Below are 15,299 nucleotides of genomic sequence, written 5' to 3' on the forward strand. Positions count from 1 at the left end.
CAATGACAGCAACCGCGGACGGCAGGCTCGACCCACAGTACGATCCTGAGCCCGCCGCGGAGAGCACCACTGAGGAGGCTGAGAGGGACAATCCCGCCTCAGCGACAACGACCGCCGACCTAGCCGCCAGAACACTTGAGCGGGCCGTCGACCATCTGCTCGGACTACAGGACGACGCCGGTTGGTGGAAGGGCAACCTGGAGACCAACGTCACCATGGATGCCGAGGATCTGCTGCTGCGCCAGTTCCTGGGCATCCGCACCGAGGAGCAGACCCGCGCCACCGGGGACTGGATCCGCTCGCAGCAGCAGCCGGACGGCACCTGGGCCACCTTCTACGGCGGCCCGCCGGAGCTGTCCGCCACCGTCGAGGCGTACGTCGCGCTGAAGCTGGCCGGTGACGACCCGCAGGCCCCGCACATGCGGCGGGCCGCCGGCTACGTCCGCGAACACGGCGGGATCGCCGCCTCCCGGGTGTTCACCCGGATCTGGCTGGCGCTGTTCGGCTGGTGGCCCTGGGACCGGCTGCCGGAGCTCCCGCCGGAGATCATCTTGCTGCCCCGCCAAGTGCCGCTGAACATCTACTCGTTCGGCTGCTGGGCCCGGCAGACCATCGTCCCGCTGACCGTGGTCTCGGCCCACCGGCCGGTCCGCGAGGCGCCGTTCGACCTCACCGAGCTGCACACGAACCCGGACGACCCGTTCCCCACCCGGCCGTTCGCCGCCCCCTACACCTGGGACGGCGTGTTCGAGCGGCTGGACCGGCTGCTGCACCTCTACCACCGGCTCCCGGTCCGGCCGCTGCGGCGCAACGCGCTACAGCAGGCCGCCCGCTGGATCATCGACCGGCAGGAGGCCGACGGCTGCTGGGGCGGCATCCAGCCGCCGGCCGTGTACTCGCTGATCGCCCTGCACCTGCTCGGCTACGAGCTCGACCACCCGGTGATGAAGGCCGGCCTGGCGGCCTTCGACAACTTCACCGTGCACACCGACGAGGGCCACCGCTGGATCGAGGCCTGTCAGTCCCCGGTCTGGGACACCTGCCTGGCGGCCATCGCGCTCAGCGACGCCGGTCTGCCCCGGGACCACCCGGCGCTGGTCCGGGCCGCCGACTGGATGCTCGACGAGGAGATCACCAAGCGCGGCGACTGGGCCGTGCAGCGGCCCAAGCTCGGGGCCGGGGGCTGGGCCTTCGAGTTCGACAACGACAACTACCCGGACATCGACGACACCGCCGAGGTGGTGCTGTCGCTGCGCCGGATCAAGCACCCCGACCCGGGCCGGATCGACGCCGCCGTCCGGCGCGGCATCGAGTGGACGCTCGGCATGCAGTCCAAGAACGGCGCCTGGGCCGCCTTCGACGTCGACAACACCAGCACCCTGCCGAACAAGCTGCCGTTCTGCGACTTCGGCGAGGTGATCGACCCGCCGTCGGCCGACGTCACCGCGCACGTGGTGGAGATGGCCGCCGGGGCGGGCATGGCCAACGACCCGAGGATCCGCCGGGGCATCGAGTGGCTGCTGCGCGAGCAGGAGGAGGACGGCTCCTGGTTCGGCCGCTGGGGCACCAACTACATCTACGGCGTGGGCTCGGTGCTGCCCGCGCTGGCCGAGGCCGGGATCCCGGACTCGCACCCGGCGGTCCGGCGCGCGGTGCGCTGGCTGGAACGGCACCAGAACGCCGACGGCGGCTGGGGCGAGGACATGCGCTCCTACACCGACCGCAGCTGGGCCGGGCGGGGGACCTCCACCGCCTCGCAGACCGCCTGGGCGCTGATGGCGCTGCTGGCGGCGGGGGAGCGCGGCGCGGCCGTGGACCGGGGCGTGCGCTGGCTCGCCGCGACCCAGCTGCCCGAGGGCACCTGGGACGAGCCGGAGTTCACCGGGACCGGCTTCCCGTGGGACTTCTCCATCAACTACAACCTCTACCGGCTGGTCTTCCCGGTCACCGCGCTGGGCCGCTACCTCGGGCGGTCCGGGGGATGACCGCCGAGCCGCAGGGCCCGCTGCTGCTCGCCTGCGCGCTGGGCGCCGAGCAGTGGGCGCTGCGGCCTGCCGGACGGCTGCCCGGCGTCCGGCTGCTGCGCACCGGCATGGGCGCGCGCCGCGCCGGACACTCCGTCAGCGCGGCGCTGCGCCAGGGGGCGTACGCCCCCCGCGCATTCCTGTACGCGGGCTTCGGGGCGGCGGTCGGTCCCGGCCCCTGTTCCGGAGACCTCGTGGTCGCGACCGAGGTGCGCGATACGCTGGGCGAGCCGGTCGGGCTGCCGGGCGGCCGCCAACTCGCCGACGCCCTGGTCCGCTCCGGCCTCGGCGTCCACAGCGGTCCGCTGTACACGGCCGACCGGATCGTCCGGGGGGAGCAACGAACCGCCCTGCACACCGACGGTGTCCTGTGCGTGGACATGGAGACCGCCGCCGCCCTGCGGGCGCTGCCCCCGGGGGTCCCGGTGGCGGCCGTCCGCGTCATCGTCGACACCCCGGAACGGGAGCTGCTGCGCCCCGGCACGCTGGTCCACGGCGTGCGGGCCTGGCGGGTCCTGCGCGCCGCCGCCCCCGTGCTCGCCGGCTGGCGTCCCTGAACCTCTGAACCTCCGCACCCCGCTCTCGGAAAGGACCGGTGCCCGTCATGACCGCGATCTCGCTGGGAATGCCGTCCACCCCGCTCAGGCCGCTCGCCGTGCGGCGCAAGAGCCGTCAGATCATGGTCGGTTCGGTGCCGGTGGGTGGTGACGCGCCGGTGTCGGTGCAGTCGATGACCACGACGTTGACCTCGGATGTGAACGCGACGTTGCAGCAGATCGCGGAGCTGACGGCGTCGGGTTGCCAGATCGTGCGGGTGGCGTGTCCCTCGCAGGACGACGCGGACGCGTTGGCGACGATCGCGCGCAAGTCGCAGATCCCGGTGATCGCGGACATCCACTTCCAGCCGAAGTACGTGTTCGCGGCGATCGACGCGGGGTGCGCGGCGGTGCGGGTGAACCCGGGGAACATCCGGCAGTTCGACGACAAGGTCAAGGAGATCGCGAAGGCGGCGGGGGACGCCGGGGTGCCGATCCGGATCGGGGTGAACGCGGGTTCGTTGGACCGGCGGCTGCTGGAGAAGTACGGCAGGGCCACGCCGGAGGCGTTGGTGGAGTCGGCGCTGTGGGAGTGCTCGTTGTTCGAGGAGCACGGGTTCCGGGACATCAAGATCTCGGTGAAGCACAACGACCCGGTGGTGATGATCGCGGCGTACCGGTTGCTGGCGGCGTCGTGTGACTACCCGTTGCACCTGGGGGTGACCGAGGCGGGTCCGGCGTTCCAGGGGACGATCAAGTCGGCGGTGGCGTTCGGGGCGTTGCTGGCGGAGGGGATCGGGGACACGATCCGGGTCTCGTTGTCGGCGCCGCCGGCGGAGGAGATCAAGGTGGGGAACCAGATCCTGGAGTCGTTGAACCTGCGGCAGCGGGGTCTGGAGATCGTGTCGTGCCCGTCGTGCGGGCGGGCGCAGGTGGATGTGTACAAGCTGGCGGAGGAGGTCACCGCGGGGCTTGAGGGGATGGAGGTGCCGTTGCGGGTGGCGGTGATGGGGTGTGTGGTGAACGGTCCGGGGGAGGCGCGGGAGGCCGACCTGGGGGTGGCGTCGGGCAACGGCAAGGGTCAGATCTTCGTCAAGGGCGAGGTGATCAAGACGGTGCCGGAGTCGAAGATCGTGGAGACCCTGATCGAGGAGGCCCTGAAGCTGGCAGAAACGATTCAGGCATCCGGCGCGGAGCCCGGCGCCCCGACCGTCGACGTCCGCTGACCCCACCTCACGGCTGAGCCCGCGGCACCGCTGCCAGGACAGCACCCCACCAGCCGCCCCTGTGAACGAAGGTGATCCATGTCTTTGCTGGAGTCCATCCAAGACCCGGCCGGGCTGCGCGAGCTCCCCGCCGACCAGTTGCCCCGGCTCGCCGAGGAGATCCGAGACTTCCTGATCGAGGCGGTCACCCGGACCGGCGGCCACCTCGGGCCGAACCTGGGCGTGGTCGAGCTGACCATCGCGCTGCACCGGGTGTTCGACTCGCCGAGGGACCGGATCCTCTTCGACACCGGTCACCAGAGCTACGTGCACAAGCTGCTCACCGGCCGCCAGGACTTCAGCCGGCTCAAGTCGCGCGGCGGCCTGTCCGGCTACCCGTCGCGGGCCGAGTCCGAGCACGACGTGATCGAGAACTCGCACGCCTCCACCGTCCTCGGCTACGCCGACGGCCTGGCCAAGGCCAACGAGATCCGCGGCCTGCGGGACCGGCACGTGGTGGCGGTCATCGGTGACGGCGCGCTCACCGGCGGTATGGCCTGGGAGGCGCTGAACAACATCGCCGAGGCCAAGGACCGCCCGGTGATCATCGTGGTCAACGACAACGAGCGCTCGTACGCCCCCACCATCGGCGGCCTGGCCAACCACCTGGCGACGCTGCGCACCACCCAGGGCTACGAGCGCTTCCTGTCCTGGGGCAAGGAGGCGCTGCAGCGGACCCCCGGCCTCGGCGGGCCGCTGTACGAGGCGCTGCACGGCGCGAAGAAGGGCTTCAAGGACACCTTCGCCCCGCAGGGCATGTTCGAGGACCTCGGACTGAAGTACGTCGGCCCGATCGACGGCCACGACGAACAGGCCGTCGAGTCGGCGCTGCGCCGGGCCAGGGGCTTCGGCGGCCCGGTCATCGTGCACTGCCTCACCGAGAAGGGCCGGGGCTACCGTCCCGCCGAACTCGACGAGGCCGACCACTTCCACCAGGTCGGCGCGATCGACCCGGTCACCTGCGAACCGCTGACCCCGGCCGGGGGCACCTCCTGGACCTCGGTGCTCGGCAACGAACTGGTCGAGCTCGCCCGTCGGCGGCCGGAGCTGGTCGCCATCACCGCCGCCATGGGCGCCCCGCTCGGCCTGACCAAGTTCGCCCGGGAGTTCCCCGACCGGTTCTTCGACGTCGGCATTGCCGAGCAGCACGCCGCGGTCAGCGCGGCCGGGATGGCCACCGGCGGGCTGCACCCGGTGTTCGTGGTCTACGCGACCTTCCTGAACCGGGCCTTCGACCAGGTGCTGATGGACGTCGCGCTGCACCGCTGCGGCGTCACCTTCGTGCTCGACCGGGCCGGGATCACCGGGACCGACGGCGCCAGCCACAACGGCATGTGGGACATGTCGATCCTGCAGGTCGTCCCCGGACTGCGGCTGGCCGCCCCGCGCGACGCCGACCAGCTCCGCGCCCAGCTCGCGGAGGCGCTGGAGGTCACCGACGCGCCGACGGTGCTGCGCTACCCGAAGGCCGTGGTCGGCCCGCCGATCCCGGCGGTGGAGCGCATCGGCGGCGTCGACGTGCTGCTGCGCACCGGCGAGCCCGACCGCGCCCCCGACCTGCTGCTGGTCGCCGTCGGCACGATGGCCCCGGCCTGCCTGGACGCCGCCGCGCTGCTCACCGCGCACGGCCTGACCGCGACCGTGGTCGACCCGCGCTGGGTCAAGCCGGTCCCGGCCGCGCTGACCGAACTGGCGGCCGGGCACCGGATGGTGGTCACCGTCGAGGACAACGGCCGGGTCGGCGGCGTCGGCGCGGCCGTCGCCCAGGCGCTGCGGGACGCCGAGGTCGACGTTCCGACGCGCGAGCTCGGCATTCCGCAGGAGTTCCTGGATCATGCCTCCCGCAGTGAGATCCTGGACGAACTCGGCCTGACCGGCCCCGGCATCGCGGCCCTGTGCGCCGGCTTCGCCAAGGCCGCCGGGGCGGGCCGACCGGGAGGCGATCAGGCGGCAGCCGTGCACAGCGGCTTCGGAGGAGGGGAACCAGCGTGACCATCGACACGACCGGCACCACCGAGACGTCCGGCGGCGCCGCCGCCGGGGGCGGCTTCGACCTGGAGGCCCTGCTCGCCGAGCGCGGCGCGGAGCGCTACCAGCTGCACAGCCAGTACCTGAACCACCAGCTGCCGCGGATGCTGCACACCATCGGCTTCGACAAGGTGTACGAGCGCGCCCAGGGGGCGTACTTCTACGACGCCGAGGGCAACGACTACCTCGACATGCTGGCCGGGTTCGGCATCTTCGCCCTCGGTCGGCACCACCCGGTGGTGCGGCAGGCGCTGCACCAGGTGATGGACCTGGAGCTGGCCGACCTCACCCGCTTCGACTGCCAGCCGCTGCCCGGGCTGCTCGCCGAGAAGCTGCTCTCGTACACCCCGCACCTGGACCGGGTGTTCTTCGGCAACAGCGGCACCGAGGCGGTCGAGACGGCGCTGAAGTTCGCCCGCTACGCCACCGGCAAGGGCAGGATCCTCTACTGCGGCCACGCCTTCCACGGGCTGACCACCGGCTCGCTCTCGGTCAACGGCGAAGGCGGCTTCAAGGAGGGCTTCGGCCCGATGCTGCCGGACACCGCCGTCCCGCTGGGCGACCTGGCGGCGCTGGAGCGCGAGCTGAAGCGCGGCGACGTGGCCGCGCTGATCGTCGAGCCGATCCAGGGCAAGGGCGTGCTGGCCGCGCCCCCCGGCTACCTGCGGGCCGCGCAGGAGCTGCTGCACCGGCACAAGGCACTGCTGATCGTGGACGAGGTGCAGACCGGTATCGGCCGCACCGGCGACTTCTTCGCCTACCAGCACGAGGCGGGCGTGGAGCCCGACCTGGTCTGCGCGGCCAAGGCGCTGTCCGGTGGCTACGTCCCGGTCGGGGCGACCCTGGGCAAGGCGTGGATCTTCGAGAAGGTCTACTCCTCGATGGACCGGGTGCTGGTGCACTCGGCCAGCTTCGGCTCCAACGCCCAGGCCATGGCGGCGGGCCTGGCCACGCTGCACGTCATGGAGGACGAGCAGGTGGTGGCGAACGCCCGCCGGGTGGGCGACCTGTTCCGGGAGCGGCTGGCCGAGCTCAAGCCCAAGTACGAGATGCTGGCCGACGTGCGCGGCCGGGGGCTGATGATCGGCATCGAGTTCGGCCGCCCGCAGTCGCTGAAGCTGCGCACCGGCTGGGCCGCGCTCCAGGCCGCCCGCAAGGGCCTGTTCGCGCAGATGGTGGTGGTGCCGCTGATGCAGCGGCACCGGATCCTCACCCAGGTCTCCGGTGACCACCTGGAGGTGATCAAGCTGATCCCGCCGCTCACCATCGGCGAGGCCGAGGTGGACCGCTTCGTGGACGCCTTCGTCGACATCATGGACGAGGCGCACAGCGGCACCGGACTGATGCGCGACTTCGGCAAGACCCTGATCAAGCAGGCGGTCGCCAACCGCTGACCCGCCGTCGGCCGACCGCCCGGAGCGCGGTCGGCCGCCGACGGCCGGGTCAGATCTCCAGGTGCTCCTCGATCCGGCGGATCTGGTGCCGGGCCAGGGCCAGGTTGGAGCGCTGCCGGTCCAGCACCAGGTAGATGAAGATCCCCTTGCTGGTGTGGTGGGTCAGCGGTCGGATCAGGTGGTACTGGCTGGTGAGGCTGATCAGGATGTCCTCGATGGTCTCGTTGTGGAGGTTGAGCATCTCCAGGGTCCGCATCTTGGCGCGGACCACGTCGGTGTTCCCGGCGGCGGCGACGTTGAGGTCCAGCTCGTTGGTGGCGCCCAGGGTGCCCAGGGCCAGGCCGCTGCTGTAGTCCACCAGGGCGACCCCGAGCGCCCCCTCGATCGCCATCGTCTCCTTGAGCGCAGTCTCCAGGTTTGCCATGCGGGCGTCCTCTCGAACCGGATCCGGCAGCGGGCGCCCAACGCGACCGCGGCAGTGCTGCCGACAGTAGGTTCCGGGGACGGCACGGCAGTCCACTTGCGCCGAAGTGATCAATGCGTGACTGTGGGCTATTGTCACGTGATCAAAATTGACTGCTTGATGATCGAAGCATGGCCGGGGGAGTGCCGGTCGCAGGATGAGAGCCGCCTTATAGCGGCGTCAACGATCGTCGGGCAATGCCGCCGGTACCGGTACCGGGGGGTTTCCCATGGTCGTTTGCGGGTAACCGGCTTCGCAATCGCGGGCAACGGCGCGGTGCGGGGGCGGGATCCAGCCTCCCGGGCGACCGGCAGCGGGATTCGGCCGACGTCGGCGGACGAGATGATCTGCTTTCAAACGTGAGGAAGGTTACAGCTCAGCCGATGAGCCTGGGGCCCTTGTTCGCGGGCCTTCCGGCGGCTCCCCGGGCGGCCCGCGGCAGCGCGGTCGCCCCGCCGACGGACGCGCTCCGGGTCGCGCCGGAGGCGCTCGCCGGGCTCGGGATCGGCAGCGCCGGGCCCTTCGCGGAAACCGTCGCCGAGCCCTTCGCCGAGCCCTTCGACGGGCCCGTCACGGAACCCTTCGCGGGGGTCCGCTGCCCGCTGTGCCCGGGGGCCCAGGCCGGGTCGGTGCCCTTGCGGAACCACCCGAACGGGCCCAGCCGCAGCGCCCAGGCGGCGCGCAGCCGGGCGTCCGCGCTCTCGATCACCGGCTCGAACAGCGGCAGCCCCAGCAGTACCAGCGCCCCGGCCGCCCAGCCCGCCAGCACGTCGCTGACCCAGTGCGTGCCCAGGTAGAGGGTGGTCAGCCCGACGCTGATGCCCATGAAACCCGCGAGGAAGGCGCCCAGGCGGCGGTGCCCGACGGCGCAGTACGCGACGATTCCCCAGGTCACGACCGCGTTCGCGGTGTGGCCGGAGGGGAATATGCCGCCGCCGAGGAAGAGTTCGTTGGAGCCCGCGACGTGTGCGTAGTGCGGGCCGAGCCGTCCCATGCCGATCTTGACCGCGCCCACCGACATGTTCAGCAGGACCAGCGCCACGCCCATCACCAGCAGCGGACGCCAGCTGCGCAGCCGCAGGCAGCGCCAGGCCAGCCAGACCCCGACCACGATCGAGGAGGGGCCGCGCTGGCCCGCGATCACGTAGACGTTCAGGAACTGCTCGAAGGCCGGCCAGTGCTCGTACGGCTTGAACATCATCACCCACCAGTCGAGCGCGACCAGTCGGGAGCTGGTGAGGACGGCCAGGACCACCGCGAGATAGAAGGCCGCCGTCGAGGCGATGAGGAGCTTGTGGACGCGGCTGAGCGGTGGCCAGCGGAGGTCCGCCTCGCTCGGCCACTTCGTCCCTGTCGTCTGCGGACGCTCTAGTAGGGCGACCTCATTCCTCTGGTTACGCACCCCTTCGACGTTACAGGGTGGCCCCGATGGGGCCGGTACTCAGGATGCATTCGTAATGACGATGTGACCTGGCTGATTGTAAGTTCGATATAAGTACTGTTCATGCCTCCCGGGTCGGTTTGTAATTGCGTCGGATCTGTGTAGGCGGATGTCCCCATCGGGTCCGGGCAGGCCCCTGGCTGGCCGTATTGCGGGTACTTGTCATGGCTTGCCCGAATCCGACGTGGGGTAAGAATTCCATGAGAGCTGTCCGTCGGAGGATTATTCGAATATCCCGTCGAGTGGCCCCCGAATCGGCTGGTCAATAACCGGCCGACCATTGCACACTTGCAGGAGTATTCAATTACCCGTATAAACGGCTCAGCCGATCCCGCTGTTGAGCGTCACTCCGCCGTCAAGTACCAGTGTCTGTCCGGTGATCCAGGACGCCTCGTCCGAGAGCAGGAAGGCCACCGCCGAACCGACGTCCTCCGGCACGCCCAGCCGCTTCAGCGGGTAGGCCTGGGCGACCTGCTCCTCGTGCCCGGCGAACAGCGCCTCGGCGAACTTCGTCCGGACCACCGCCGGAGCCACCGCGTTCACCCGCACCGAGGGCGCGAGCTCGTACGCCAGCTGCTGGGTCAGCTGGATCAGCGCCGCCTTGCTCGCCCCGTACATGCCGATCCCCGGCGCCGGGCCGAGCCCGCCCACCGAGGAGACGTTGACGATCACCCCGCCGTGCTCGGCCAGCGCCGCCCGGTGCACCAGCTGCACCCAGCCCAGCGTGGAGACCAGGTTGATGTCGAGGATCTTGCGGGCCGTCGACAGGTCCAGCTCCAGCATCGAGCCGAACACCGGGTTCGTCCCGACGTTGTTCACCAGCGCGTCGATCCGGCCGAAGTGCTCCAGCGCGCGCTCCACCGTCTCCGCCCGGTGCGCCTCGTCGTGGCTCTTCCCGGCGACGCCCAGCGCCGACTCCGCGCCGAGCTGCTTCACCGCCTGCTCCAGGCTCGCCTGGTCCCGGCCGGTGATCACCACCCGCTCGCCCCGGGCGACCAGCGCCCGCGCCACGGCCAGACCGATGCCCCGGCTCGCGCCGGTCACCAGCGTGACCTTCGCGGCGGCCGGGTCCGGTGCTCCACTGTCCTGTTGGGTCATGCCTGCTGCTCCTGTACGGGGTAGGGAAGGTCGACCAGACCGGCCAGTCGGGCCCGGTGCCGGTCCGCGGTGCCGAGCGCGATCGACGCGCTCTTGGCCCGCTTGAGGTAGAGGTGTGCGGGGTGCTCCCAGGTGAAGCCGATGCCGCCGTGCAGCTGCACCGCCTCCTCGGCGGCGGTCACCGCCACCTGCGAGGCGAAGGCCTGCGCCACCGAGGCCGCGACCGGGGCGTCCGGGGAGCCGGTGGCCACCGTGTCCGCCGCGTAGCGGGCGACCGCCCGCAGCTGGGTGACCGCCACCCAGAGGTCCGCCAGCCGGTGCTTGACCGCCTGGAACGAACCCACCGGGCGGCCGAACTGGTGCCGGGTCCGCACATAGCCGAGGGTGGTCTCCAGGGCCCACTCGGCGACGCCCAGCTGCTCCGCCGCGAGCAGCGCCGCACCGGTGGTCAGCGCGGCGTCCAGGGCCGCGAGCGCGTCCGGTCCCCGCGCCAGCAGCCGCCCGGGCACGCCGTCGAACCGCAGGTCGGCCAGCGGCCGGGTCATGTCCAGCGACACCAGCGGATCGACCGCCGCGCCCCGCACCGCCCACAGCCCGGGGGAGCCCTCGGCGGTCAGCGCCGGGACCAGCAGCACGTCGGCGGTCAGCGCGTCGGCGACCCGGCCGACGGCGCCGCGCAGCAGCCCGTCCCCGGTCGCGGTCACGCCGACCGGGAAGGCCGCGCCGGGGGCGGTGGCGAAGGGCACCGCCAGGGCCGCCACCCGCTCGCCGGAGGCCACCCCCGGCAGCAGCTCGGTGTCGCCGACGGCCAGCAGCGCGGCCGTGGCCAGCACGCAGCTGCCGAGGTACGGGACGGCCGCGGTGGCCCGGCCCAGCTCCTCCAGCACCACGGCGGTCTCCCGCCAGCCCGCGCCCGCGCCGCCGAGGTGCTCGGGCACGGCCAGCCCGGTCACCCCCAGCTCGGCGCCAAGCGCCCGCCACAGGCCGGTGTCCACCGGCTCCGCGCTCTCGGTCCTGGCCAGCACCGCCGACTGCGGCGAGCGGGCGGCGACCAGTGCCCGGACGTTCGCCCGCAGCTCCTGCTCGACCTCGGAGTACCCCAGGTCGGGCGGCTGCCGCTGCCCGGTTCCGCCCGGGCCTCGCCCTGTGCTCATCGGGACATCGCTCATCGGGACATCGCTCATCGGGGCAGGTCCTTCCACGCGACGTCCTTGTCGACCCGGATCTCCTGGGGCAGCCCGAGCACCCGCTCGGCGATGATGCCGCGCAGGATCTCCGAGGTGCCGCCCTCGATCGAGTTGCCCTTGGCCCGCAGGTAGCGGTAACCGGGGGTGCCCTGGAGCATCGACGGCGACGCCGGGCGGCGGAACGTCCAGTCGTCGTAGAGCAGCCCCTCCTCACCCAGCAGCTCCAGCTCCAGGCCGGAGATCTGCTGGTTCAGCCGGGCGAAGGCGAGCTTGGCGGCCGAGCCCTCGGGGCCCGGCTGCCCGGCGGCCAGCTGCTGCCGCAGCCGCTCCCCGGTCAGCCGCGCGGCCTCGGCGTCCACCCACAGCCGCAGCAGCGCGTCGTGCAGGCCGGGGGTGCGCAGCTCCGGCCGCTCCCGCCAGGTCCCGGCGAGCAGGCCGATCAGCCCGCCCTCGCGCGGCTCGGCGTGGCCGCCGATGGCGACCCGCTCGTTCATCAGCGTGGTGGTGGCCACCCGCCAGCCGTCGCCGACCGCACCCAGTCGGTGGGCGTCGGGGATGCGCACCCCGGTCAGGAAGACCTCGTTGAACTCGGCCTCGCCGGTGGCCTGGCGCAGCGGCCTGACCTCCACTCCGGGCGCGGTCATGTCGCAGATGAAGTAGGTCATGCCCCGGTGCTTGGGCACGTTCGGGTCGGTGCGGGTGACCAGGATCGCCCACTGCGCCTCGTGCGCCAGCGAGGTCCACACCTTCTGTCCGTCGACGACCCAGTGGTCGCCGTCGCGGACCGCGCGGGTGGCGAGCGCGGCGAGGTCGGATCCGGCGCCGGGCTCGCTGAACAGCTGGCACCACACCTCCTCGCCGGTCCACAGCGGGCGCAGGAAGCGGCGGCGGATCTCCTCGTCGCCGAAGGCGAGCAGGGTCGGCGCGGCCATGCCGAGGCCGATGCCGTGGCGTCCGGAGTCCAGCACCGGGGCTCCGGCGGCGGTGAACTCGTCGTTGACCAGCTGTTGCAGCGCGCGTGGCGCGCCGAGGCCGCCGGAGCCGACCGGGAAGTGGATCCAGGCGAGTCCGGCGTCGTAGCGCGCGCCGAGGAACTCGGCGGCGGGGGTGTGCGCCGGGTCGTGTGCGGCCAGCAACCGCTGGACGGCCGCACGCAGGTACTCCGGGGTGCCGGTGGGAGTTCCGGCGGGTGGTGCCGTGCTCATCCGATGCCCTCTCGACGGTGAGATGGGGGCGAGCAGGCGCGGGTCTTCGGGCGGCCCGGTGCTCGCCCGCCCGATGATCGCACGCGCGGGCTACTGGGCGGTAGGGGTTGCCGGGCCGGGCCGGTGAGCAGGCGCTTTCGAGGCGCGACGGGGGCGTGCGGTCAGCGCTCGGGGCGCCCGTGGAGCCGCTCCAGGTCGCGCCGGTCGCGCTTGGTGGGGCGTCCCGCGCCCCGGTCGCGCAGGCCCACCAGGACGCTCTCCTCGCGCGGCGGGGGCGGCGGGCTGTTGTCGACGAAGCACTCCGCCGCGACGACGGCGCCGACCCGCTTCCGGACCAGCCGGGTGACCACGACGATCCGCTCGCGCCCGGCCTCGCGCAGCCGGACCTCGTCCCCCGGGCGTACCGAGGTGGCGGGCTTGACCCGGTCGCCGTTCACCCGCACATGCCCGCCCCGGCAGGCGGCAGCGGCCAGGGCGCGGGTCTTGGTCAGCCGTACCGACCAGATCCAGGCGTCGACCCGTACGCTCGTCTCGTCCTCAGCCATGGACCGACCCTAACGCCCGAACCGGCGGAGCCGGGACTCCGCTGCCCCCGCCGGACCGGCCGACGGGGGCAGCGGTGGGTGGGTCAGCCGTTGTACTGCGTGATCACCTTGGTGTAGTCGTACGGGTTCTGGGTCACCCCCGAGCAGGTACCGGGGTTCCACGGCTCGACCACGCCGGCCGGGCACTGGAAGTCCCGGTTGGCCGACCAGAACGAGTACAGCGCCGGGTGGTTGGCCTGGGCGAACGCCAGGATGCCGGTGAAGTCGGACTGCGCGAACAGCTCGGAGGGCTGGTCGGTGTGGCCGTTCATCAGGGTGATGCCCAGATGCGACCACGCCTGGGCGGCGGTCCACCCGTAGATCGTCCGCAGCTGGGTGATCGCGTCCTGGGCGATCGCCTCGGTCTGGGCCGTCTCGGTGCCGGAGGTGAGGCCGGTGTCGAAGTCCATGATGTTGACCACGTCGAGCCGGGCGCCGTCGGCGACGGCCTGCTGGATCTCGTCGGTGCCGGTGCCGGGGAAGCCGACCGTGGTCATCGGGATGGTCAGCGAGACCGAGAGGTTCGGGTCCTCCTGCTCCAGGATGTGGATGGCCCCGAAGCGGATCGCGGTGTTGCTGTCCAGAGCGCCGTTCTCGTAGTCGAAGTCGACGTGGGTCAACCGGTACTTGGTGATCACCTGCTGGTAGGCGGCGGCCAGGGCCGAGGCCGACCCGCAGTCGGTGCCCAGCTCGGTGCCGTTGTAGCCGCCGAAGGTCACCGCGACGTCGCCACCGGCCGCGCGGATCGCCTGGACGTCGGCCAGCACGGCGGTGTCGGTGGCGACCGGTTCGCTGGCGTCACCGTCCCAGGCGGGGGTGCAGCCGCCGGAGTCGAGCACGAAGGACAGGTTGTACTCGGTCTCGCCGGAGCCGGAGATGACCGAGGAGATCGACTGGGCGTTGTTGTCCAGCGGCATGTAGTACACCGGGTGCTTCCAGGAGCCCGAGCTGGGAGCGGTGGGCGTACTGGTCGGGGTCGGCGTGGGCGTCGGCGTGGGCGTGGGCGTGGGCGTGGGTGTGGGGGTGGGCGTGGGTGTCGGTGTCGGCGTGGGGCTCGTCGGCGGCAGCGTGGGGGTGTCGGTGGTGGTCGCCGTGGGCAGAATGACGGTGCCGGTGGCGACCAGCGACAGGTCGTCCGCGTAGAAGGCCGGTTGGGCGTACCAGCCGTGGACGAACACCTGCAGGGTGGTCTGGCTGGCGTCGGTGGTGTACGTGGTGCTGAGCGTCTGCCAGGTGCTGGACGGCGGCGTCCAGGCCTCGGAGTCGCCGACGGTGTAGGGGCCGGTCTCGCCCATGTAGGCGTAGGAGCCCTGGAACTCGCCGCTGAAGGTGTAGACGGTGTTGGGGGTGACGGTGACGTTCTGCACGCATTCGCCGTCGTCGCCGCTGGTCGGGGTGCCCTGGAGGGCGTAGCCGCCGGAGTGGACCGGGGTGGTGACCACGGCGGCGGTGCCCGGGTCGCAGGTCCAGCCGGACAGCGAGCCGGTCTCGAAGCCGGGGTTGGCCAGCAGGTTGGTGGACTGCGCCAGAGCCGGTGAGCTGAACACGGTGGCGGCGAGCAGGCCGCCCGCGCTCAGGGTCAGCGCGCACAGGGCGGCGGTCACCGAACGGGTCTGGCGCCGGGTGTGGGGGTTGGCACGCACGGTTGAGTGCTCCTGTCGTCGGTGCTGATCGAAGCAGTGCCGATGGAGCGGTGTCGCGGTCACGACACCCGCCTGCAATGTGGTCCAGACCAATACCCTTGTCAAGGGGTCCGTCAGGAACATCGTCAATCCTTGTGGCAGTCCATAACTGTGATTAATTGTCAGTTATGGGGATTGCCGACCCCGTTTCACCGACGCTTGTTGACGATGCGTCAAATAGCACCAGGGGCAAGGTTGTTGCAGCTCAGTTGGGCATGAGCGCCCTTCCCGTGGGCGGGATTCGGGCCCGCCCGGCCGGTTTCCGGTGCGGGCGACCGCCGGGCAGGGACTCTTGACAACTCCATTGGTCTGGACCAAATTGCAGGAGCACTGCCCTCCCGGCACTGCCCCATCAGCCTCGGCAGGCTCACGCGGCCACCGCTCCCCCCACG

At 71.7% G+C, this 15,299-nt stretch carries 12 protein-coding genes; 5 read left to right on the forward strand and 7 right to left on the reverse strand.

Annotation, left to right across the window (positions count from 1 at the left end):
- Positions 1–2 precede the first annotated feature (2 nt).
- The 5 genes from shc to GXP74_RS14430 all read left to right on the forward strand — a co-directional run bounded on the left by shc (position 3) and on the right by GXP74_RS14430 (position 7,247).
- Positions 3–1,985, forward strand: a complete 1,983-nt coding sequence (shc, locus tag GXP74_RS14410; protein WP_182451885.1) for a squalene--hopene cyclase — start codon at positions 3–5, stop codon at positions 1,983–1,985.
- A complete protein-coding gene (locus GXP74_RS14415; protein ID WP_182451886.1) occupies positions 1,982–2,581 on the forward strand; it encodes a 1-hydroxy-2-methyl-2-butenyl 4-diphosphate reductase in 600 nt (199 codons plus the stop codon). The genes shc and GXP74_RS14415 overlap by 4 nt, the downstream gene beginning before the upstream one ends.
- 47 nt (positions 2,582–2,628) lie before the next feature.
- Positions 2,629–3,786, forward strand: a complete 1,158-nt coding sequence (gene ispG, locus GXP74_RS14420; RefSeq protein ID WP_182451887.1) for a flavodoxin-dependent (E)-4-hydroxy-3-methylbut-2-enyl-diphosphate synthase — start codon at positions 2,629–2,631, stop codon at positions 3,784–3,786.
- 78 nt (positions 3,787–3,864) lie between these two features.
- Complete coding sequence (gene dxs, locus GXP74_RS14425) at positions 3,865–5,817, forward strand: 1-deoxy-D-xylulose-5-phosphate synthase (protein ID WP_182451888.1); 1,953 nt, start codon at positions 3,865–3,867, stop codon at positions 5,815–5,817.
- A 2-nt stretch (positions 5,818–5,819) separates the two neighbouring features.
- On the forward strand, positions 5,820–7,247 hold the full coding sequence (locus GXP74_RS14430; RefSeq protein ID WP_182456434.1) for an aspartate aminotransferase family protein: 1,428 nt from the start codon (positions 5,820–5,822) through the stop codon (positions 7,245–7,247).
- A 49-nt stretch (positions 7,248–7,296) separates the two neighbouring features.
- On the opposite strand, the gene GXP74_RS14435 is transcribed toward GXP74_RS14430, so the two are convergent.
- The 7 genes from GXP74_RS14435 to GXP74_RS14465 all read right to left on the reverse strand — a co-directional run bounded on the left by GXP74_RS14435 (position 7,297) and on the right by GXP74_RS14465 (position 14,868).
- Positions 7,297–7,671 carry a hypothetical protein gene (locus tag GXP74_RS14435; RefSeq protein WP_182451889.1) on the reverse strand — a complete coding sequence of 125 codons (375 nt, stop codon included), beginning with the start codon at positions 7,669–7,671 and terminating at the stop codon, positions 7,297–7,299.
- 415 nt (positions 7,672–8,086) lie between these two features.
- Positions 8,087–9,112: a phosphatase PAP2 family protein gene (locus GXP74_RS40300; RefSeq protein ID WP_370468420.1), complete on the reverse strand. Its 1,026-nt coding sequence runs from the start codon at positions 9,110–9,112 to the stop codon at positions 8,087–8,089.
- A gap of 360 nt (positions 9,113–9,472) precedes the next feature.
- Positions 9,473–10,249: an SDR family oxidoreductase gene (locus GXP74_RS14445; protein WP_182451890.1), complete on the reverse strand. Its 777-nt coding sequence runs from the start codon at positions 10,247–10,249 to the stop codon at positions 9,473–9,475.
- On the reverse strand, positions 10,246–11,403 hold the full coding sequence (locus GXP74_RS14450; protein ID WP_182451891.1) for an acyl-CoA dehydrogenase family protein: 1,158 nt from the start codon (positions 11,401–11,403) through the stop codon (positions 10,246–10,248). The genes GXP74_RS14445 and GXP74_RS14450 overlap by 4 nt, the downstream gene beginning before the upstream one ends.
- Positions 11,404–11,429: 26 nt before the next feature.
- The gene (locus GXP74_RS14455; RefSeq protein WP_182451892.1) at positions 11,430–12,641 is read right to left on the reverse strand and encodes an acyl-CoA dehydrogenase family protein; all 1,212 of its coding nucleotides are present in this window, start codon (positions 12,639–12,641) and stop codon (positions 11,430–11,432) included.
- Positions 12,642–12,802: 161 nt separating this feature from the next.
- Positions 12,803–13,186 carry an RNA-binding S4 domain-containing protein gene (locus GXP74_RS14460; protein WP_182451893.1) on the reverse strand — a complete coding sequence of 128 codons (384 nt, stop codon included), beginning with the start codon at positions 13,184–13,186 and terminating at the stop codon, positions 12,803–12,805.
- An 83-nt stretch (positions 13,187–13,269) separates the two neighbouring features.
- Positions 13,270–14,868 (reverse strand): carbohydrate binding domain-containing protein, encoded by a 1,599-nt coding sequence (locus GXP74_RS14465; RefSeq protein WP_225447927.1) that lies wholly within the window; start codon positions 14,866–14,868, stop codon positions 13,270–13,272.
- Between the last annotated feature and the right edge of the window lie 431 nt (positions 14,869–15,299).

Origin of the sequence: Streptacidiphilus sp. P02-A3a (assembly GCF_014084105.1) — a bacterium.
Lineage (GTDB): Bacteria > Actinomycetota > Actinomycetes > Streptomycetales > Streptomycetaceae > Streptacidiphilus.